The following is a 21,329-nucleotide window of genomic DNA, read 5'->3' as shown; positions in this document are numbered from 1 at the left end:
TCATTAAATGACATGACTCCGGCTGAATTCATCCGAAGTCTCCGGAAAGACGAAGCTCTCTGATTTAGCACTGCACTGAATTTAGGCCAGGGTCAAAGTTAAAAAGGAGCACACTAAAAGCCTTAGCTCTACAGAGGTTCCTCCTGGTGCTCCCTCGGGAGACTATCTAATGCTGGAGACCAGTGCTTATATTTTTGCGATGAAGCAACCTAGAGGGTATACCTACATTGGTCTGGTGAAGAATTTAATCAACGAAGGTGAAGGACATATTTGGTGGAAAATATTAATAACGATGTACCACAGCATCAACCTTACCGAAATGAAAAGGTATTTAATTCCGGTAAGACAGCACTTGAGCTCAATTTTTCTGAGACAAATGGCAGTGTGAATCTTATCCTTGCGGGGCCTTTAGTATCGAAGCCGGGAAGTTTTGACTGGACTGGTCAAAAGGCCTTTTCAACAAAGCTGAGTGATGATGAAGTGATCACCTTGTGTATGGCGTTTCTTCGCCTTACTCATGAGGCTGTTCTGAAAGATAAAAAAACAAAGCACCATAATAAGCAAGTCTACAAAAACGTAAAAGTTACTTTTGATGGTAAATCCACAGCAATGATGGAGGGGGGAGTTGTAGCTATCAACAAAGACGAGAGAGACATTAATTTTATACATAAAATTAGTATTGATCCTGCCGCTTGCCTTCGCTTAGGTCTTTTCCTCTTGTCCGTCATACTGGCCCGAAATCCAGGGGTCCCATCTGACGCGGTTCTAACGTGCATGCGTCTTAATGCAAATGCTCAACTACAAAAGTAACTTTTCTATCTTATCATTCCCGTTTTACGGGAATTTCAAAAAAAGATACTTCCCTTAATGGGGAAAATACGCTCGGTTCATAGGATACATTAGATGTAACTATGGACTGACCCCATGCCTGTAGACAAATTCTGTCCTCACGACGAGGCCTGTTCGAAGGCCTCCGGACTGACGCCGCCGGGATGACTGTGGCGCCGGGTCCGATTGTAGAACACTTCAATGTAATCGAAGACATCCGCCCGGGCCAGATCCCGGTTTGGTATGTTCTCTTACTAATGCGTTCTTTTTTCAGTGAACTGAAGAACAATTCGGCCACCGCATTATCCTGGCAGTTGCCACGCCGGCTCAAGCTCGGTGCCAGGTTATTGGCCCGCAGAAGCGGTGCCAGTCGTCACTGCCGTACTGGCTGCCCTTACACAACCACAGACGGAACATGTTAAAGATCATTCCTGCCGATCGCATCTGGAAGGTAGCCGTTTCTCGTCTCCATTAATGCCAGTGTCAACATAGCTGTTTGTCCTGGCATTACCCCATTTCTCCCAAAAACGACGAAAGTGCCTGCAGGCCGCGTCATAACTGGCTTAAGCATAGATCTTAACCGCAAAAGGATCCTTTACGCATTTGGTTTTACCCGCAATAATGTGGGATAAGACAACAAAAGGATCCGCGCGCTGCGATTTATTGTCATGGCAGGATCAGCCGCTTCAGGCCAGAATAGCTGTATCCAAACCCGTTGTGCGCTACGTGAAAAATAACTCATGAACAGCATCCATTCCCCTGCAGAATTCACCAGATCGCGTCTCCCTGCTGCCGATCCGCCCCGGGCGTTGATTTTGCGACCGCGGTGGCACTCCGGCGGATAGCCACCTCAACAGGTGCCACGCCGGCTTACCTCCTGGCGCCGGAAGTGAGCGCCCTCCTCTGGTATATGCCGGACCAGCGTCACCACATGTTGTTCGCCACCATGTGGAATACCGGGAGCCCTATCGGTGAAGCCCGGACGCTCACCCCGGAATCCTTCGACCTGGATGGTCTGCGCCCTTTTGTTAGGGTGCTTTCGGAGAAAGTACGGGCGCGCCGCGGGCGGCCGCCAAAAGATAAAGTGCGCCTGGTGCCGCTGACGGATGGCAGTTTTGTGCGTCAGATGGAAAGCTGGATGGTCACCACCCGCCCCGCCGGCGGGAGCCGTTATGGCCGGTCACGGATGAGACAATGCGCAACTGGCTGAAACAGGCGGTGAAGCGGGCTGAAGCTGATGGCGTGCATTTTTCGATCGCCGTGACGCCGCATACCTTCCGGCACATGCTTTATCACCGGCAGCTCAGGAAGGTCATCCAGGCGCTGGCCGGGCATAAGGATCCGCGCTCGATGGAAGTCTATACCCGGGTATTTGCGCTGGATATGGCTGCCACCCTGGCCGTTCCCTTTACCGCTGACGGTCGAGATGCCGCGGAGATCCTTCGCTCCCTGCCACCGGCCGGCTGAGATTGTCGGGCAGGCGGCCGGGGCTTTGCCACTTAGTGAAGGAGATAAAGACAAACGCATTCCAGACGAGGCAGAGTCAGTCAGTCGCTTCTGAGTCTCTCACCGTGCCGGCTGCAGAAGCGTTACGCTTATCCAGTATGACCCGGGCATCATTCCGTCCGGGTCTGGAGAGAAATATTCATACCGCATCCCGTGTCCCCTCACCTTCTCATTGCACCATGACATCATTCGAATTAAGGAGCCCTGGTCCTCTGGTGACCAGCTGACATCTTCATACCGCAGACAATAAAACTTACTGCGATCCGGATATCAGCAGGTTACAGGGGGTATACCTGAGGGCCTTTCCAACCGGGTAAGCCAGGTCGTTATTCAGTATATCGTCGGTGACTGCGTCCCGGGCCATTTCTGACAGCCATCAGGTTTCCTCTTCATGATTGCAGATATCAGTGCGAAGCTGGCTGAGGGTACGACAGGATTAACGAACTTCGGAGGACTGGTTTTAGCAGCTCTTGTATGGCAATGCCGAAATCAACGCTCTGCTGAGTGGCTTCATTCAGTGCGCACCGGGGATTTACTGAAATATTGACAGTGGGATGCAGTCACGTGGAGAGCTCTCAATTGGTCGGGTAACACCCTCGTCAAACTTGCATGCTGCAGTCAATATCAGCATATTCTGGCCATAAATGACATACCGCAGTCAATATTGTCCGATCTTTACCTGCAGGAAGGAGAGCGAATATTGACTGTAGTATGCGTGATGCACCTCACAGTCAATAACTAATTGCGTATGCATACGGCAGTCATGGTAATGCATATCGCAGTCAATTTTCCGGCTTCATCGCCGATAGCGCTTCAGCAAGTTTCTGCGGATCGATGCCTGCAGCCTTCAGTGCCTTGATGACTTCGTCATAATTCTGCTCCGGCGCCTTCTCTTCTTCCTCCTTGCGCGGTACCTTCACCGTCCCGCTGATGAGTTTGGGATTGCGATAATGAACGCTAAAGTAAGTCGCCCGGCCACGTTTAAACTCGGTGTAATCCAGATAGCCGATATCCCGAAGTTGCTCCATAGCCTTTCGGACCGTGTGGTTCTGCGTATAGACATTTGAGGTAAGATTCAGCCGGTCCCGCATACGTTTCATGGAGATAGGTGCGGGATTCTGGGGAAGGCTCTCGATGTAGGTATACAGCGCCTGGGCAGATTCCTTCCGCTGCAGGGCGTCAATGGCTTTCAGCCGAAGCAGGACCCGCCTGTCCATATGGTAAAGCTCAAAGAGCTTGGGTTCAGCCTTGATCTCCACGATATCCTCGTTGATGTCATAATAGGCTGACTGCACCAGATGGGTGGTCCATCCTTTGGTCTCGCTCTGGAACTTCAGGGTAACCGAGGCGAGTTTAAACAGGGAATTGCTGATGCGATCCCGCATTTTCTTGTTTGAGCGCCGTGAGTCAAATCCACACATCTTAACGAATTCAACGAACGACAGTTCCAGGGTGTCACTTTTTACCCCATACTCAGACATCGAGCGAATGATCCCGAGCCAGACTTTAAAATCCGTGTCCATATCAAGACGCGAACCGGTGATCTTAACGTCGGTGTACCCTTCGCTTTTGGCGATGGACAGCTGTACGAGCTCCTCAGTGGCATCTGTGACGTTTTTACGGTTTGCCTTACTCCTGGAGGTTGATTTCAGGGTTGGAACGAAGAGACCGAGCCTCATGAGCGCTACCGGCTGCACAGTACTGGTACTGTTGACATCCAGCTTAACAACTTCGCCGGTTGTCTTGTCCACTTCCTGAAGATTGAGAGGTAAGCTGTTATTTTCGCTCGTCATCTTGCTCCTCAACGGTTATCCACAAAAGAATGTCGTTATACGTATCGCAGTCAACGGATATACATACCTCAGTAAATACCGTTGCATATCACAGTATTAGATTTCGCATACAGCAGTCAACTTTTTACATTCCACAGTCGATCCAGTATGACGTTCAAGCCAGTTACAGCGCATGCTGCAGCGATCCGGGGATCTCTTTAGGATCTCAATATGATCTCTTTGGGATCAATTACTGGATCGAAGCAATGAATAACGTTAATCCCCAGCCAGATCTACCCCACCACATTCAGGGTTCTGCAAGGGTAATCTGAATGCCGCATGAGTAACTCTCCCTGATTTAACATTAAATATTGACTGCGATATGTAGAATCTTCTTTTGTTGTTGACTAGCCCTCGGCTTTTAGTTTCATACCATAGTCAATTTTTCACATATCACAGTCAACTTCATGAAGATAGACTAATCCGGAGAAGTATCCGGCATCGTAGCGTTCGTGCTTTGTGCAGTCTCTGTGCTTTTCCACTTCCTCACTGCGTGAGATCGCTTACTGCGGCGAGCGGCAGTGAGAAATATTGACTGCCGTATGTGATTGAGCCTCTCTTCTCCGGTTTACAGCTTTCATTACAGTCAGCTTTGCAATTTTCAGATGACTTTGCGATTTTATTGTTGCTTTGCAAATAATCCCAAGATTTAATAAAATGATGCAAAGCGATGATTAAAGGATGCTCAGAATGGGACTGATGGATATACTTAACCAGTGCATTACTGCTGGACATGAGATGACGAAGGCTATCGCCATTGCGCAGTTTAATGACGACAGTCCGGAAGCAAGGAAGATCACCCGCCGCTGGAGAATTGGTGAAGCGGCGGATTTGGTTGGCGTTTCTTCTCAGGCAATCAGGGATGCAGAGAAAGCCGGCCGATTACCTCACCCTGATATGGAAACCCGTGGCAGAGTTGAACAACGTGTTGGTTATACCATCGAACAAATCAATCATATGCGGGATGTGTTCGGTACCCGACTGCGGCGTGCAGAAGATGCTTTCCCTCCGGTGATCGGGGTTGCGGCTCATAAAGGGGGGGTTTACAAAACCTCCGTTTCTGTTCACCTAGCTCAGGACCTAGCCCTGAAAGGACTCCGTGTTCTTCTCGTTGAAGGCAATGACCCACAGGGAACGGCTTCTATGTATCACGGATGGGTGCCCGATCTTCATATTCATGCTGAGGACACTCTCCTGCCCTTTTATCTTGGGGAAAAGGATGATGCCAGCTACGCTATAAAGCCCACCTGCTGGCCTGGCCTTGATATCATCCCGTCCTGTCTGGCACTGCACCGCATTGAAACTGAGCTGATGGGGAAATTTGACGAAGGCAAATTACCTGCTGACCCGCACCTGATGCTCCGTCTGGCCATTGAAACGGTCGCTCATGATTATGACGTGATTGTTATCGACAGTGCACCCAACCTTGGTATCGGTACGATAAATGTTGTATGCGCTGCTGATGTATTGATTGTCCCTACTCCGGCAGAGCTATTCGACTACACCTCCGCACTGCAGTTTTTCGATATGCTTCGTGACCTGCTTAAGAACGTGGATCTTAAAGGCTTCGAGCCAGATGTCCGTATTCTGCTTACCAAATACAGTAATAATAACGGCTCGCAGTCCCCGTGGATGGAAGAACAAATTCGGGATGCCTGGGGAAGCATGGTCCTTAAAAATGTTGTGCGCGAAACGGATGAAGTCGGTAAAGGTCAGATCCGTATGAGAACCGTTTTTGAACAGGCTATTGATCAACGTTCTTCAACAGGTGCCTGGCGTAATGCCCTCTCTATCTGGGAGCCTGTTTGCGATGAGATTTTTGATCGTCTGATTAAACCACGCTGGGAGATTAGATAATGAAGCGTGCCCCTGTCATTCCAAGACATACCACACATACTCAATCGACTGAAGATACCTCATCACCGGCGCCGGCTGCGCCGATGGTGGATTCATTAATTGCGCGCGTGGGTGCTATGGCCCGCGGTAATGCCATCTCTCTTCCGGTATGTGGACGGGAAGTAAAATTTACCCTTGAAGTGCTCCGGGGAGACTCTGTTGAGAGCTCTTCACGCGTATGGTCAGGCAATGAGCGCGATCAGGAACTACTTACCGAAGATGCTCTGGATGATCTCATTCCTTCATTTTTACTGACTGGTCAGCAGACTCCAGCTTTCGGCCGCCGGGTTTCCGATGTCATTGAAATTGCAGACGGCAGCCGTCGCCGTAAAGCCGCAATCCTGACGGAAAGTGATTATCGCATTCTGGTTGGTGAACTGGACGATGAGCAGATGGCAGCATTGTCCCGACTGGGTAACGATTATCGGCCGACGAGTGCTTATGAACGTGGTCTGCGTTATACAAGCCGGCTGCAGAATGAGTTTGCTGGAAATATTTCTGCACTTGCCGATGCGGAAAACATCTCTCGTAAGATCATTACCCGCTGTATCAATACGGCCAAACTGCCTAAATCCGTTGTTGCCCTGTTTGCACATCCTGGAGAACTGTCTGCCCGGTCAGGTGAAGCCCTTCAGAAGGCTTTTGCAGATAAAGAAGAATTACTGAAGCAGCAGGCTGAGACTCTCCAAGATCAGAAGAAAGCGGGACTAATCTTCGAAGCTGAAGAGGTCATTAGTCTTTTAACATCCGTACTGAAACAATCTTCCGCATCAAGAGTTAATCTGAGCTCACGTCATCAGTTTGCTCCAGGGGCAACAGCATTGTACAAGGGCGATAAAATGGTGCTTAACCTGGATAGGTCCCGCATTCCTGCGGAGTGTATAGAGAAAATAGAAGCCATTCTTAAGGAGCTTGAGAAACTAGGAGTTTGATGCGGACACGCTTTAGTCTACGGTTATCTCCCTTTACTTCATTTCCTTTCTCACAGGCCAGAAAAAATAACTGGCCTGAATACTCTCTATGGGACCACGGTCCCACCTGTATTATCGATTAGGTTTCAGCCTGGGACCACGGTCCCACCTGTATCGTCGTTTAGGTTTTCAGCCTGGGACCACGGTCCCACCTGTATCGTCGTTTAGTTTTCAGCCTGGGACCACGGTCCCACCTGTATCGTCGTTTAGGTTTCAGCCTGGGACCACGGCCCCACCTGCATCGTCGTTTAGGTTTCAGCCTGAGACCACGGTCCCACCTGCATCGTCGTTTAGGTTTCAGCCTGAGACCACGGTCCCACCTGCATCGTCGTTACATTATTAGTTTGGGACCGCAGTTCCATCAATGCCTGTCACGAACAGGTATTGGCATGGCGCCGGTGACCCGTTGAGCGGAGTAATCACGCAGCAGGACTGCTATTACAGGCGATGGTGAAAGTTCTGTTGGGAAATGAACGAAGCATGCATGTTGAGTGAAATCTGCAAAATTTCGCAGGGTATGCGGCTTAATTTTAAATTTCCGCCAGCATTTTTAAAGCCAGTTGCCGCCGCTGCGCGTAGGCCGGTCCTTCGTTCGGCCGGTAACCAGTTCCGGCCGTTTTTACGACCTTGGGATCACCTCGTCAGCAGTGTCTCCACTGTGATGTCGTTTGTCACGTTGTCCGATCACAAAATATACTGGTTTTGACGTTCTGTTATCAATTGCGCCAGGTCTTTTTCGTCCAGAAGATCGAGCATTTTTTCATACAGAACCGCGGGCACACAATAAAAAAACAGGCCGGTTGCTGTCAATAATAGCGACCGGGTAGCCGCAGCCGGCACCGGCGCTGGCCACCGGATCGTTTTTAAGTTCGCTGACGCTGGCAGTTACATCACACAGAATGATATTTATCATGGTTCCCCCCTGAGACAAGTCATCTGCATGATCGGTAAAGTATGATCTGGCGGCAAGTTCCGTCTGTCATTTCGCCGGTCAGAAACGGGCAACCGGCAGCTCCTTCCAGCGGGTGGTATATGCCGATGAAAGCATCTCACGTTTCATCGGCCATTCCGGGGCAATTCCTCTACCGGCAAACCATACTTTACCCAGCCCTGAGTTGTTGATCCCGTCCAGAACCATCATCAGCTCAGCACTGTGAGGCCGTGGCGGGCGTTCGTCGAACAGCTGCAGCTGCGAAACGCCAGACCCGGTGAAATCATTCAGCATAACTCCGGCTTTGGCATACCGGTGCCCATCCTTCCAGATACGCTCCAGAGCCGTTGTGGCGGCAGCAATGATGTCCCTGGTGTCCTGAGTGGGTGTAAGCAGTTTCTCCGTGGCCACGTTGCCGTAGTAAGGCTCTTTAACGGCGAACGGAGACGTTTTGATGGAAACGGAAATATGCCGGCAATACTGGTGCTCTTTACGCAGCTTTTCAGAGGCCCGCTCAGCGTGCTGACAGATAGCCTAGTGGAGCGACTCGTACTCCGTGATCTTCACACCAAAACTGCGACTGCAGACAATTTGCTGTTTCGTCGGAGGGGCTTCCTCAAGCGAAAGGCAGCTTTCCCGTTCAGTTCACGTACCGTTCGCTCTAGGACCACAGAAAAATTTTTGCGGATGAAGGTCGAGTTTGTCCTGCGCATCTTCCAGCGACAGAAACCAGTGAATGTTCAGGCATTCATCCCGCAGACTGCCGTTAAATGGGTGATGCTGCCAACTTACTGATTTAGTGTATGATGGTGTTTTTGAGGTGCTCCAGTGGCTTCTGTTTCTATCAGCTGTCCCTCCTGTTCAGCTACTGACGGGGTGGTGCGTAACGGCAAAAGCACTGCCGGACATCAGCGCTATCTCTGCTCTCACTGCCGTAAAACATGGCAACTGCAGTTCACTTACACCGCTTCTCAACCCGGTACGCACCAGAAAATCATTGATATGGCCATGAATGGTGTTGGATGCCGGGCAACCGCCCGCATTATGGGCGTTGGCCTCAACACGATTTTACGTCACTTAAAAAACTCAGGCCGCAGTCGGTAACCTCGCGCATACAGCCGGGCAGTGATGTGATTGTCTGCGCTGAAATGGACGAACAGTGGGGCTACGTCGGTGCTAAATCACGTCAGCGCTGGCTGTTTTACGCGTATGACAGGATACGGAGGACGGTTGTGGCGCACGTCTTCGGTGAACGCACTCTGGCCACACTGGAGCGTCTTCTGAGCCTGCTGTCGGCCTTTGAGGTCGTGGTATGGATGACGGATGGCTGGCCGCTGTATGAATCACGCCTGAAGGGAAAGCTGCACGTTATCAGCAAGCGTTACACTCAGCGCATTGAGCGATATAACCTGAATCTGAGACAACATCTGGCAAGGCTGGGACGGAAGTCACTGTCGTTCTCAAAATCGGTGGAGCTGCATGACAAGGTCATCGGGCATTATCTGAACATAAAACACTATCAGTAAGTTGGAGTCATTACCCTTATTCCTCCCCGAAAAGGAGCAGGTTACTGGCCCGGTGAGTACGCAGACCGCAACCGTGCAGTGGCTAATCAGCGGCTGAGCGGAAGCAATGCACGGTGGAAATGGACAACGGAATATAACCGTCGCTCGATAGCGGAAACGGCAATGTACAGAATGAAGCAGTTGTTGGGAGATTCACTGACGCTGCGTGACTACGATGGTCAGGTAGCGGAAGCTATGGCCATGGTGCGTGCGTTGAACAGGATGACAAAGGCTGGGATGCCAGAAAGCGTGCGTATTGCCTGAAAATCCAGCCAGCTACAGGGTCGTTCGCACGAAATCTTATTTATTCAACAAAGCCCGGTGTCACATAAAAAAGCCCGTCAGCGGCGGGCAAAGACTACACACAGCTATTACAGGATGATTCAGGCAGTTTCTTCGTAAACGTTGTAATCCAGCTTTGCTCCACTGTAATTCTGCAGGCTACGGGCTTTATTCATCGCGCAACTGAACGCATTCGAACGATCGCCTGCACTCCCATTATGCCCATAGCGGGCAATTTCATACGGTTTCTCATAACTGCTTTCTTCCAGCACAATAAAGGCTCCCGGTTCACTGGTCAGCAATTCGAAACCAAGACCTGCGGCCTTTGTATTCCTTAGCTGGTAATATGCAGTGAGTGTCATAATTGATTCCTTAAAATAATACCGATACAAAGATATTTCTACAGGCATTGTTGAGCCTGTAAAATTGCTGATAGTTCAGAGTGACTGTAAGTAATAATAACTTATTCAAGTGGCGCGTCAATTGGCTAAATAACCTTACCTTCATTAAATTTTGAAAGAAATACAATCAGGAAAAGTGACTTTAAAAATCTCTTTCGGATATGACGCTACTGATATCTGATATTGCCTGGAGAATTTTGTCATAAGCGTAGACCTCTATTTTGGCGTAAATCTTCAAACAGGTAGCTGAGTCGTTTGGTTAACATCAGACATGGGCGCAGCTGGCGAACAAGGGGGGTTGTCCTGGCACTGCATTGCGTCTGCACAGAACCGTTACATTGGTCGGCGCAGAAGTGGTAACCGGAGCATATCGACAGAGGGGAAAATTCATGACTGAACTCCAGCAGATGCCGGGATGCAGGGCAGAAACACGGCGGAAACCATCTTAAAAGTTATTAACTTACCAGCTTATTAGCCCTGGGAGGATGGGAGTAAACACGGTATAATGGTGTCGGCGCTTGAGGCTTTTTGCCTCATGATGTTTGAGTGTTTTGATGTTGTGAGGCAGAAAGAAGAAAGCCCCGTAGGACGTTAATTTTCATTAACCAACCACACGAGGCCATCTGCTTGACTAGACACCAACAGAGTAGCCTCTTAGCTGCCGTAAGGCAAGGAGATGTATGGGTCCACCACATATTGCAATTTTTACTCTCACGTAAAATATAGTCCACTGGCGTCATCAGTTCGAGTGATTTATGTGGCCTTTTGCTGTTATACAGCACCAGATATTCAGCCATTCTTTGATTAAACAAATTCAGGTCCTCAAAAAGCAACAATTCATTGAATTCAATAAATTGTTCTCTAAGTGTCCGGTTAAATCGCTCACAGGTCGCATTCATTTTCGGTGTGTACGGATAGGTCCAGATGTGTTTAATCGAGGCTTCCTGTAGCGTTTTATCAAAGTTACCGAGGAACTCCTTACCGTTGTCAGTGACAACTTGTCTGATAGCGACAGGAAAGAGCTTTGTGGCCTTGCTGAAGAAATGGCTGGTAATATCGCTGTTGAGTGAAGGGACCGCCAGGGCCAGCGCATAGTCGCTGTGCTCGTCGATCATGGTAATGATATAGCGGCGTAGGTCCCCCATCCTGAGTTCAATCGCGTCCATCCCTATGAGTTCGCCTGTTTTTACCGGGCGGTATTGTTTTGGTCTTCTGGGCTTCACTGAGCGTTTTTTTATCAACCGGGCTTTGCCCCTGGCACTGAGGCGTACGGGGATCATCCGCATTTTATCATGAGCTCCGGCAATTGTATGGGTCCACCACATATTGCAATTTTTACTCTCACGTAAAATATAGTCCACTGGCGTCATCAGTTCGAGTGATTTATGTGGCCTTTTGCTGTTATACAGCACCAGATATTCAGCCATTCTTTGATTAAACAAATTCAGGTCGGCTTTGTTGAATAAATCGAACTTTTGCTGAGTTGAAGGATCAGATCACGCATCCTCCCGACAACACAGACCATTCCGTGGCAAAGCAAAAGTTCAGAATCACCAACTGGTCCACCTACAACAAAGCTCTCATCAACCGTGGCTCCCTCACTTTCTGGCTGGATGATGAGGCGATTCAGGCCTGGTATGAGTCGGCAACGCCTTCATCACGAGGAAGGCCCCAGCGCTATTCTGATCTCGCCATCACCACCGTTCTGGTGATTAAACGCGTATTCAGGCTGACCCTGCGCGCTGCGCAGGGTTTTATTGATTCCATTTTTGCACTGATGAATGTTCCGTTGCGCTGCCCGGATTACACCAGAGTCAGCAAGCGCGCAAAGTCGGTTAATGTCAGTTTCAAAACGTCCACCCGGGGTGAAATCGCGCATCTGGTGATTGATTCCACCGGGCTGAAGGTCTTTGGTGAAGGCGAATGGAAAGTCAAAAAACACGGCAAAGAACGCCGTCGTATATGGCGAAAGTTGCATCTGGCAGTTGACAGCAACACACATGAAATCATCTGTGCAGACCTGTCGCTGAACAATGTGACGGACTCAGAAGCCTTCCCGGGTCTTATCCGGCAGACTCACAGAAAAATCAGGGCAGCATCGGCAGACGGCGCTTACGACACCCGGCTATGTCACGATGAACTGCGGCGTAAGAAAATCAGCGCGCTTATCCCACCCCGAAAAGGTGCGGGTTACTGGCCCGGTGAATATGCAGACCGTAACCGTGCAGTGGCTAATCAGCGAATGACCGGGAGTAATGCGCGGTGGAAATGGACAACAGATTACAACCGTCGCTCGATAGCGGAAACGGCGATGTACCGGGTAAAACAGCTGTTCGGGGGTTCACTGACGCTGCGTGACTACGATGGTCAGGTTGCGGAGGCTATGGCCCTGGTACGAGCGCTGAACAAAATGACGAAAGCAGGTATGCCTGAAAGCGTGCGTATTGCCTGAAAATCCAGCCAGCTACAGGGTCGTTCGCACGAAATCTTATTTATTCAACAAAGCCGTCATTACCCTTCATGGGGATGTCCTCATGTGGCTTATGAATACATTACTAATATTGGGGTATGTTAATAAACGCTGGGTAGGTCACATTGAGTACTACATGACAATAAAACACTATCAATGATTTAGAGTCATTTCCACTGAACTGATCTGAGGAAGATAGAGCATCACATTATTTCCTGTTGAATTTAGATAATGACGCTCATATTACAAAGCCGGGCAAAATAATCAGCACCAGAAGGTGCTGATATATTGATGCATTCTACATTAGGCATGCTTATCTGCTATTTTTCTATAATGTTATGCTCAGGACCATAAGGGAAATGGGTAATGTTCTCTGCTGCATTTTCGGTGACTACCAGGATATCGTGTTCGCGATAACCGCCGTGTCCCGGCATGTTCTCTGGCAGCATGATCATCGGTTCCATTGAGACTACCATTCCCGGCGCTAAAACGGTTTCAATATCCTCGCGTAATTCTAAACCGGCTTCGCGGCCATAATAGTGGCTCAGTACGCCGAAGGAGTGACCATAGCCAAAAGTCCGATACTGCAGCAGGTCATGCTCGCGATAAATTTCATTGAGCGAGGCGGCGATATCGCAACAACGGGCGCCAGGGCGAATGAGCGCCTGCCCACGGCGGTGCACCTCACAGTTGATCTCCCAGTGACGCAATTGCTCATCGCTAGGCTGACCGAGGAACAGTGTACGCTCCAGCGCGGTATAGTAGCCGGCAATCATGGGAAAACAGTTCAGTGATAAAATATCCCCTTGCTTGAGGCGACGGGTCGTCACCGGATGGTGAGCACCGTCGGTATTCAGGCCAGACTGAAACCACGTCCAGGTATCGCGCAATTCAATATGCGGCAAGCGTTTCGCGATTTCCCGGGTCATCGCCGAGGTGGCTGCCAGGGCAACGTCATACTCCGGAACATCTTCGGCAATCGCTGCGACGCATGCCGCGCCGCCGAGGTCGGCGACCTGAGCACCAATTTTAATCAGCGCAATCTCTTCGGCAGACTTAATCATGCGCATACGCATCGTCGCCGGTGCAATATCAATAAACTGTGTCTGAGAAAGGTAATGGCAAAATTTAGCGCGCTGTTCGATCGTTACATGATCGCCTTCCAGTGCAATCCGCCGGCTGTTATCAGGAACCACTTTACGTACTGCACGGTAATAATTATCGCGCTGCCAGTCCGTGTAAACGATATTTGCACCGTAGCTGCGGCGCCATCCCTGACCTCCATCGATATTGGTGGTAATTAAAAATGACTGGCTCGGTGTCACTACCAAGGCATACTGGCGACCAAAACTACAATATAAAAAATCGCCGTAGTAATTAATATTATGAATCGAGGTTAAAATAACTGCATCAATGCTGTCTGCTTCCATGGTGGCCCGTAATCCCGACAGTCGGCGCTGCATCTCATGGGAGCTGAACGTTCCTTTAACTTTTTGCCCATTAGCTAATTCAATAATATCTGGCATGCTCATAATAAACTCCGTCGTTGATAATGGCGTGATGCCATCATCTGGAAAATGATATCTTGCTACAAACGGAGATTATTAATTTGCCGTCATTAGCCGGCCTTATGCAGCGTATATTCACCGAGAATTTGCGTTCGCTCTGCAATATGACGTGCGGTTTCTTGTGTCAGCCAGTTAATCAACGCCTGAACGCGTGGCCGTTTCTCATTATTACGCGGGCAGGTTAACCACACCTGTCCGTCTTCGACGATATCGGTAAAAGGGCGAATCAGTGCGCCATTGCTCACTTCCATCGCACACAAAGAGTGACGGCTTAAGGCGATTCCTTGGCCGGCGCAGGCGGCCTGGAGTACGAGGTCAGCGCGGGAAAATCCGGTTCCCGCCTCGACATTCAGGTCATAGAGCCCGAGGCGGGCAAAATAGGAGCGCCAATGGGTGCTATAGGCATTTTGCGGCATGGAATCATGCAGTAAGCGCAAACCACAGAGTTCGCTGTAACTGCGCAGATGCCGTGTTTTCAACAAATCCGGGCTGATCACGGGATAGATCACATCGTTGAACAGATGCCGTTGAATTAGATTTTTATCATCAACCCAAAAAGGAGTGATGGCGATATCGACCGCGTCAGATTTAAAATTGGCGGGCGTCATATCGGCATCAATTTCCAGGCTGATAGGGTACTGCTCATAAAACTGATGCAATCGGGGAAGCAGCCATTTGGTGGCAAAGGACGGCATAACCCGAATCTTTATGGTGCCCTCAAGGGTTTCTTCACCGGTTTGGTGCAACGTAGTTTCGAGGATGGCAAAGGCCTGGCGCACTCCGATAAAAAGTTGTTCACCCTGCGGGGTTAAGCGTAGTCCCGCGGGAGTGCGGTGAAAGACCAGATAGCCAAGTTGCTGCTCAAGCGATTGAATTTTTTGGCTTACTGCACTCTGAGTAAGAAAAAGATCCTGCGCGGCACGGGTAAAACTGAGATTGCGCGCTGCGGCATCAAAGTAGCGTAAACCGTCGAGAGACGGCAAACCTGGTTTTCGTTGCATCATCGGTTTCTCTTTTGCTAAATAACCTGTAATAAGCACTATTCATGCCAAAATCACCATTAGCCGTGCTAATAGTTATCAGTTAGAAACCACCGTTTGTCGCCGCTCAGCGAATGAATAAATATTATCATCGTCATTCAAACTCGCGGAGAAACATTGATGAAAAATAAACTGTGGCTATTACTTTCTATGTCTGCCTTACAACTTTCACCATTATTGATATCTACGGCCCAGGCTGATTTACTGGATGATATTAAGCAAAAAAAAGAAATAGTGATTGCCACCGAAGCGCGCTATGCCCCTTTTGAAATGCTTGAAGATGGCAAAATAGTCGGTCTGGGAAAAGATATTCTCACGGAAGTGATGAAAGGATTACCCGGGGTGAAAGTGGTTCAGCTGGATATTCCATTTCAAGGGATTTTGCCCGGCCTGGAAAGCAAACGATTTGACTTTGTGGCAACTTCTTTAACCATCACTCGCGATCGTGAAGCAAAATTTGCTTTTACCGCTCCCTTTTCTGACGCCAGCGTGGCCATTCTGAAACGCAAAGGGGATAGCCGCATTAATAGCGCCAAAGATCTCCAGGGCATGATTGTCGCCAGCCAGGCCGGGGCGCCGCAAATTGCGGTGCTAAAAGAATATGAAGCATCGGTACTTAAACCCACCACCGGTCACGGCGTTAAAGAAATAAAAGCCTTTATTGATTATAACGAAGCCTATGCGGCATTAGCGGCGCACCGTGTTGATGCGGTTGTGCAATCGCTGCCGAACCTCGCGCCGTTGGTAAAGACCCGTGGTGATACGTTTGAAATTGTACGCCCACCGTTTGGCCCGGCCACTTGGTACGCATGGGCCGGAAGAAAGGATGCGGATAGCGCCTCACTGGTCAAATTTATCAGCGACGGCATTGTGCAGTTGAATAAATCGGGAAAACTGGCGCAGCTACAAACGAAGTGGCTGGGTTTTTCTATGGCCGTTCCTGAGCAAGTTCCGACCCCGGCAAACTAATTTGATGGATACTGGAGGGCAATATGTTTGATATTTCAGTGGTGTTTCCCTATTTCCCTCAGCTATTAATTGGCGTGCTCAGTACTCTGGCTGTATCGCTGAGCGCGATTGTCATAGGATTGATCCTCGGTTGGTTAATTTGCCTGGGGTTAAACTCTCCGCGGCGTCTCGTGCGTTGTTTTTGCAAAACCTATGTCAGTTTTTATCGTGGAACGCCGTTACTGGTCCAGTTGATATTAATATTTTATGCTTTGCCAACAGTAGGGATCACGCTTTCACCATTGCTGGCGGCGGTTGTGGCTCTCTCATTAAATACCGCAGCCTTTCAAGGAGAGATTCTTCGGGCTGGCTTTAAAATGTTGCCCAAAGGCCAACTGGAAGCGGCACGAGATTTTGGTTTTTCAGCGGCGCAAACGCTGTTTTATATTCAGATGCCGCAGGTGTTGCGCGCCATGATGCCGGCTTTGATTAATGAAACCATCGATATTATCAAAAACTCGGCATTGGTCTCGGTGGTGGCGGTCCATGAGTTGATGAGAGTGACTCAAACGCTGGCCTCAACCACCTATCGGCCGCTGGAGTTTTATACGGCATGCGGTCTCCTTTATTTTCTGACCTCGTGGGGGCTGAGTATTGTTGGCACCAGGTTAGAGAAAAACCGCTCATCTTCGGCTCAAAGGGTATTAGCACAATGAATGTTGAAATACTTTTTACCTATAAAGATGCCATTGCCGCCGGTATTTTAATGACCCTAAAAATGAGTCTCGGCGGTATCCTGCTGGGGCTGGCGATCGGGCTATGTTTTTTTCTTCTCGAAAGACAAAAACCGGCTTTATTTAATGTGATATATCATGCATGGATTAATGTGTTTCGCGGCACGCCGTTACTGGTGCAGCTCTTTTTAGTCTTTTATGGTGGACCCTATATAGGTATTAATCTCGAGGCGCAACAGGTCGGGGTACTGTGCCTGGGATGTTATGGTTCCGCTTATTTTGCGGAAATATTTCGTGCGGGTCGCAATGCTGTCTCAGGTGGGCAAGTTGAAGCGGCGGCAGACCTGGGGTTAAGTCCATGGCAAATATTTACTTTCATTGTCTGGCCGCAAATGCTCGCGCGCATTATCCAGCCATTGATTGGCCAGAGCGTCATTTTGGTAAAAGAGTCGTCGGTGCTATCCATTATTACGGTCGGTGAACTCACCAATACCGCCATGACCATTGCTAACCAGACCTATGCGATGGTTGAAATCTACGCCTTAATGGCCATTGTCTATTGGGGGATCGCGATCGGTATCTCCCGTCTGGGTAATAAAATAGAGCGCCATTATTCTTATTCTCAATTAAGCCGAGGTTAATACTATGCGTGATTATGCTATTGAGATTAACAACCTCAATAAACATTATGGCGAAAACCATGTTCTACGTGGCATCGATGTCAGCATTTCTCCCGGAGAAGTCATCTGCGTGATTGGTGGCTCAGGGTCGGGTAAATCCACGCTGTTACGCTGTATTAACTTTTTGGAAGATTATAGCTCCGGCAGCATTCTGGTGAATGGCGAGAACGTCGGCTATGAACCTCTCGGCGGGGAAAAACGCCGGCGTTTAAGCGACAAGGAAAACCGTCAGGCTTTACGCGACGTCTGTATGGTCTTTCAGCAGTTTAATCTGTGGCCGCATATGACGGTACTCGATAACGTAGCCACGCCGTTGCGGCGGGTTAAAAAGGTCTCCCGTGAAGCAGCCTACTCCGAAGCGAAAACGCAACTGGCACGGGTTGGTCTGGCAGACAAAGCCGATAGCTGGCCCGCGATGTTATCCGGTGGTCAGCAGCAGCGCGTTGCCATCGCCCGGGCATTGACCATGAAACCCGCCATTATGCTGTTCGATGAACCGACTTCAGCGCTTGATCCGGAGCTGGTCGGGGAGGTGCTAAAGGTCATCCGCAATCTTGCCGATGATGGTATGACCATGATGATTGTGACCCATGAGATGGGGTTTGCCGCTAAAGTCTCCGATCGGGTGCTGTTTCTTGCCGATGGCTGCATTGAAGAGCAGGGAGCACCGGCGCAACTGTTCCATCAGCCGAAAAGCCCGCGGCTGCAGTATTTTTTGTCGTCGTGGAGTGAGCGCCAGTCGGGGGCTAGATTACCTGAAAGGGCATTGAAGGAGTCAGCATGAAGCAAGGGATTACATTTGGCGTACTCGCTGGCGCATGCTGGGGATTCATCTTCCTGCCACCGGTACTGCTACCCGAGATCTCACCACTGCTGTTAACCTGCGGTCGCTTTGCTACCTATGGGATACTGGCGGCAATATTACTTATACCTCAATGGCGCAACATTGCCCGTGTATGGCATCATCGCGATCTGCTGACGCTAATTCGTCTTTCGCTGATGAGCAATGTTTTCTATTTTCTGCTCGTCGCGGTGGCCGTACAGCAGGTCGGTATTGCCGCGACATCGTTAGTGATAGGTTTAATTCCGGTGATGGTTCCGGTGCTTGGTCGCAGGGACCAGCATGCTCCGCCCTTCAGGCAATTATTGCTGCCGATGACGGCTATCATTGCTGGTGTGGTGCTGATTAATCTGCATGCGATACAAACATCATCGCACCAAGTTACAGAAGGAAAACGGCAGATGCTGGGGATCCTTTGTGCCTTCGCTGCATTACTGTGCTGGAGCCGTTACGCTGTCGAGAACTCCCGCTGTCTGAAAAAACTCCCTTACACCAGTAACCAGTGGTCTCTCCTGATAGGCCTGTGTACGGGATGTATTTCGGTACTGCTATGGCTCATCGCCAGTATATTCAGGTTTTCTGCAGTTGACTTGTCGTTACCGGAACACACCCAAACGCTCTTTTGGATAACGAACATGATGTTAGCCGTGGTCTCCTCATGGCTGGGATATCTGGCGTGGAATCTCTGTTCCCGGCGTCTTCCGGTATCACTGACAGGGCAGATGGTGGTTTTTGAAACCCTTTTCGCGCTGCTATATGGTTTTATCTATTCACAGCGCATTCCGGATCTCCAGGAAAGTGCCGCTATTACGCTGTTAATTGGTGGGGTTATGTTTACGTTACATTACCATCAGCACAATCATGGCGGCGACGTGAGTAATACTTCAGAAGTCAATCGGAGTTAATTATGGCTTCACCAGATTCTCGTACATGAATAGACTGGCCCTTGGAATCTTCAGACAGTTGGTATCACTTAAGTTATTGATAGTATTAATACTCATTTTTAGGCTAGTCGCTGGAATCCGGATAATTGGGGTAAGTTTGGATATCGAAAATTATTGTACTATAAGGGCTTCCCCGGCATGTCAACGCCGGTGTTTACGGTTTCTGTCTGCACTACAGTTAAAAATAAAGGGGAGAGTTTGCGGTACTATAAACGGTCATAATGAATCGTTATCGATTCGGACCCTGATGAAAGACGCGCGTGAGGTTCTTGTTCGTTAAGCGGATACGTATATCCTGTACAATAGCCAGATAGGCCTCACGGGGTCTAACCCTTTATCATCAACGAATTGCAGAACAGATGGTTATTTTGTTTCGTGCTTTAGCTGGCTGAGTACAGCCTGACATCATCACCGTAATGCAATGATGCCCAGCACAGCCTTGCGTTTTTGACGGCGATCGCTACAACGGCACGCCAGTATCCTCTGCGCTCGATCAGTGAACAGACCCAACGACTGAATGAATCAGTCTTTTTCTCCGCCCCGATCAGTACCGAGCGGCCCCCCTGAACCAGAAATGTTCTCAGATACGAATCGCCAGCTTTCGTTATCCTGCCAAGATTCGACTTTCCGCAGCTGCTGTACTGCGATGGCGTAAGGCCCAGCCAGGCTGCCAGCTGGCGTCCATTCTTAAAATCATGTGCGTTACCGATACTGGCGACCAGCGCACAGGCCGTTGTGGGGCCTACGCCCTTCAATTCCATCAGCCTTTGACTGCGATGATCTGTTTTGGCCATGCGGGACAAAATCCGATCATATTCAGCTATGTTGGCTTCGATGCGAGCAACGTGCTCCAGCAAATCATCAACACATTGCTGAACCTGAAGTGGTAAAGAATCTTTCTGTGCAGAAACCATGTGTCGCAGGGAATCTGTACTTTGTGGCGCGATGACGCCGAATTCAGATATCAATCCTCGCAGGCGATTATACGTTGCTGTTTTCTCTTCTATAAATCCCTGACGGGAGCGGTGTAGGCATTGCATCGCCTGCTGGCTCTCATCCTTAACGGGTATAAACCGCATATGCGGGCGACGAACTGCTTCACAGATAGCCTGTGCATCAGCTGCATCATTTTTGCCTGATTTCCGGCCATGCGGTAAGGAGATACAAATTTAGAAGCCATCAGACGTGGATCATGAGCATACAACATAGAGGTTTCAGAGGAACGGTAGTGTTCGTGATTGTTCGTTAACTTAATGAGAGTTATGGTTTTTTTGATTTTGATGTTCGAGCATGATCGCATCCGTTTTCTCCGTTACGGGCCACTGTGTATTGCAGTGTGTATTGCTTTTGTGTGTGCAGAGAGTGAGAAGATGGCTGCAGAAAATAAACTGAGTGATAGGCAACTAAAAGCGCTACAGGGTAAATCGCAGACTAAGCAGCGGTTGATTTCAGACGGTCGCGGAATGTCGGCGCGAGTTAGCAAGAATGGGGCTGTGAGCTTTGTCATGTTCTACCGTTTGGGCGGTAGAGATACTTCCCCAATATGGCTGACTCTGGGCAAGTATCCGGATATGTCATTGAAAATGGCACGAGATAAACGTGATGAATGCAGGGCTTGGCTCGCTGAAGGTATCGACCCACGTCACCGTATCGGCTTAATCACTGATGTATCAAAGAATCTCATGCGCAACAAAGTGCAGGTCATTCAACAGTTTGAACAGACCGGCTCACACGCCAACCGCTATGACGTCACCATTCTGGTCAATGGCCTGCCATTGGCGCAAATTGAGCTGAAAAAACGCGGTGTGGCGATTCGCGAAGCCTTTAACCAGATACAGGCTTTGTTGAATAAATCGAACTTTTGCTGAGTTGAAGGATCAGATCACGCATCT

Annotated in this window: 14 protein-coding genes and 10 pseudogenes; 14 read left to right on the top strand and 10 right to left on the bottom strand. The window is 49.4% G+C overall.

The annotated features are described in order from the left end of the window. Positions 1 to 273: 273 nt before the first annotated feature. Positions 274 to 810, top strand: a complete 537-nt coding sequence (locus tag RRF55_RS26305; protein ID WP_032414401.1) for a hypothetical protein — start codon at positions 274 to 276, stop codon at positions 808 to 810. Positions 811 to 947: 137 nt separating this feature from the next. Here the strand turns inward: RRF55_RS26305 and RRF55_RS26300 are convergent. Then, positions 948 to 1,224, bottom strand: a pseudogene (locus RRF55_RS26300) (IS3 family transposase); the annotation flags it as partial. Between the two features lie 357 nt (positions 1,225 to 1,581). Here RRF55_RS26300 and RRF55_RS26295 point away from each other — a divergent pair. Next, a pseudogene (locus tag RRF55_RS26295) lies at positions 1,582 to 2,295 on the top strand (tyrosine-type recombinase/integrase). A gap of 821 nt (positions 2,296 to 3,116) precedes the next feature. Here RRF55_RS26295 and RRF55_RS26290 read toward each other — a convergent pair. Beyond that, on the bottom strand, positions 3,117 to 4,127 hold the full coding sequence (locus RRF55_RS26290) for a RepB family plasmid replication initiator protein (protein WP_017900946.1): 1,011 nt from the start codon (positions 4,125 to 4,127) through the stop codon (positions 3,117 to 3,119). Between the two features lie 729 nt (positions 4,128 to 4,856). Between RRF55_RS26290 and sopA the strand changes: the two genes are divergently transcribed. Together sopA and RRF55_RS26280 are read left to right on the top strand one after the other, a co-directional pair. After that, positions 4,857 to 6,023, top strand: a complete 1,167-nt coding sequence (gene sopA / locus RRF55_RS26285) for a plasmid-partitioning protein SopA (RefSeq protein ID WP_023287153.1) — start codon at positions 4,857 to 4,859, stop codon at positions 6,021 to 6,023. After that, positions 6,023 to 6,994 (top strand): ParB/RepB/Spo0J family plasmid partition protein, encoded by a 972-nt coding sequence (locus RRF55_RS26280; RefSeq protein WP_023287152.1) that lies wholly within the window; start codon positions 6,023 to 6,025, stop codon positions 6,992 to 6,994. Before sopA ends, RRF55_RS26280 begins: the two co-directional genes overlap by 1 nt. Positions 6,995 to 7,717: 723 nt before the next feature. Here RRF55_RS26280 and RRF55_RS26275 read toward each other — a convergent pair. Beyond that, positions 7,718 to 7,946 (bottom strand): annotated as a pseudogene (locus tag RRF55_RS26275) (type II toxin-antitoxin system Phd/YefM family antitoxin). 78 nt (positions 7,947 to 8,024) lie between these two features. Then, a pseudogene (locus RRF55_RS26270) lies at positions 8,025 to 8,668 on the bottom strand (DinB/UmuC family translesion DNA polymerase); the annotation flags it as partial. Positions 8,669 to 8,792: 124 nt separating this feature from the next. On the opposite strand from RRF55_RS26270, the gene RRF55_RS26265 reads away from it, so the two are divergent. Further along, positions 8,793 to 9,490 (top strand): IS1 family transposase gene (locus tag RRF55_RS26265; RefSeq protein WP_223364782.1). Its coding sequence is split into 2 segments (ribosomal slippage): positions 8,793 to 9,042 and positions 9,042 to 9,490, totalling 699 coding nucleotides; the frame shifts between segments, so codons are not numbered across the junction. A 6-nt stretch (positions 9,491 to 9,496) separates the two neighbouring features. Further along, positions 9,497 to 9,793 (top strand): annotated as a pseudogene (locus tag RRF55_RS26260) (transposase); the annotation flags it as partial. Between the two features lie 119 nt (positions 9,794 to 9,912). Here RRF55_RS26260 and RRF55_RS26255 read toward each other — a convergent pair. From RRF55_RS26255 to RRF55_RS26245, 3 genes and pseudogenes are all read right to left on the bottom strand, one after another. Further along, positions 9,913 to 10,173, bottom strand: a complete 261-nt coding sequence (locus RRF55_RS26255) for a hypothetical protein (RefSeq protein WP_017901409.1) — start codon at positions 10,171 to 10,173, stop codon at positions 9,913 to 9,915. Between the two features lie 719 nt (positions 10,174 to 10,892). Further along, positions 10,893 to 11,519, bottom strand: a pseudogene (locus tag RRF55_RS26250) (IS481-like element ISKpn28 family transposase); the annotation flags it as partial. A gap of 3 nt (positions 11,520 to 11,522) precedes the next feature. After that, positions 11,523 to 11,666 (bottom strand): annotated as a pseudogene (locus tag RRF55_RS26245) (IS3 family transposase); the annotation flags it as partial. Positions 11,667 to 11,695: 29 nt separating this feature from the next. Between RRF55_RS26245 and RRF55_RS26240 the strand changes: the two are divergent. Beyond that, on the top strand, positions 11,696 to 12,664 hold the full coding sequence (locus RRF55_RS26240; RefSeq protein ID WP_100117086.1) for an IS5 family transposase: 969 nt from the start codon (positions 11,696 to 11,698) through the stop codon (positions 12,662 to 12,664). Between the two features lie 338 nt (positions 12,665 to 13,002). Here RRF55_RS26240 and RRF55_RS26235 read toward each other — a convergent pair whose 3' ends face one another. Together RRF55_RS26235 and RRF55_RS26230 are read right to left on the bottom strand one after the other, a co-directional pair. After that, on the bottom strand, positions 13,003 to 14,214 hold the full coding sequence (locus RRF55_RS26235; RefSeq protein ID WP_017901247.1) for a M24 family metallopeptidase: 1,212 nt from the start codon (positions 14,212 to 14,214) through the stop codon (positions 13,003 to 13,005). Between the two features lie 86 nt (positions 14,215 to 14,300). After that, positions 14,301 to 15,254, bottom strand: a complete 954-nt coding sequence (locus tag RRF55_RS26230; protein WP_020481021.1) for a LysR substrate-binding domain-containing protein — start codon at positions 15,252 to 15,254, stop codon at positions 14,301 to 14,303. Positions 15,255 to 15,410: 156 nt separating this feature from the next. Here RRF55_RS26230 and RRF55_RS26225 point away from each other — a divergent pair, with 156 nt between their 5' ends. Genes RRF55_RS26225 through RRF55_RS26205 form a run of 5 tightly spaced genes read left to right on the top strand, consistent with a single transcriptional unit; the run spans position 15,411 to position 19,398 of the window. Beyond that, positions 15,411 to 16,259 (top strand): transporter substrate-binding domain-containing protein, encoded by an 849-nt coding sequence (locus tag RRF55_RS26225; protein ID WP_004118155.1) that lies wholly within the window; start codon positions 15,411 to 15,413, stop codon positions 16,257 to 16,259. A gap of 23 nt (positions 16,260 to 16,282) precedes the next feature. Then, entirely contained in the window at positions 16,283 to 16,954 is a 672-nt protein-coding gene (locus RRF55_RS26220) for an amino acid ABC transporter permease (protein WP_017901245.1), read from the top strand. Then, positions 16,951 to 17,613 carry an amino acid ABC transporter permease gene (locus RRF55_RS26215; RefSeq protein ID WP_017901244.1) on the top strand — a complete coding sequence of 221 codons (663 nt, stop codon included), beginning with the start codon at positions 16,951 to 16,953 and terminating at the stop codon, positions 17,611 to 17,613. Before RRF55_RS26220 ends, RRF55_RS26215 begins: the two co-directional genes overlap by 4 nt. A 4-nt stretch (positions 17,614 to 17,617) precedes the next feature. After that, positions 17,618 to 18,436 (top strand): amino acid ABC transporter ATP-binding protein, encoded by an 819-nt coding sequence (locus RRF55_RS26210; protein ID WP_017901243.1) that lies wholly within the window; start codon positions 17,618 to 17,620, stop codon positions 18,434 to 18,436. Further along, positions 18,433 to 19,398 (top strand): DMT family transporter, encoded by a 966-nt coding sequence (locus RRF55_RS26205; protein WP_017901242.1) that lies wholly within the window; start codon positions 18,433 to 18,435, stop codon positions 19,396 to 19,398. The genes RRF55_RS26210 and RRF55_RS26205 overlap by 4 nt, the downstream gene beginning before the upstream one ends. A gap of 419 nt (positions 19,399 to 19,817) precedes the next feature. On the opposite strand, the pseudogene RRF55_RS26200 reads toward RRF55_RS26205, so the two are convergent. Beyond that, positions 19,818 to 20,638, bottom strand: a pseudogene (locus RRF55_RS26200) (IS110 family transposase); the annotation flags it as partial. 169 nt (positions 20,639 to 20,807) lie between these two features. On the opposite strand from RRF55_RS26200, the pseudogene RRF55_RS26195 reads away from it, so the two are divergent. Further along, a pseudogene (locus RRF55_RS26195) lies at positions 20,808 to 21,089 on the top strand (Arm DNA-binding domain-containing protein); the annotation flags it as partial. A gap of 21 nt (positions 21,090 to 21,110) precedes the next feature. Further along, positions 21,111 to 21,293 (top strand): annotated as a pseudogene (locus RRF55_RS26190) (type I restriction endonuclease); the annotation flags it as partial. Between the last annotated feature and the right edge of the window lie 36 nt (positions 21,294 to 21,329).

Origin of the sequence: Klebsiella sp. K47 (genome assembly GCF_051858335.1) — a bacterium.
In the GTDB taxonomy this organism is placed as follows: Bacteria; Pseudomonadota; Gammaproteobacteria; order Enterobacterales; family Enterobacteriaceae; genus Klebsiella; species Klebsiella pneumoniae.
The sequence above is the reverse complement of the archived record's forward strand: the minus strand, read 5'-3'. Positions and strand labels throughout refer to the sequence as shown.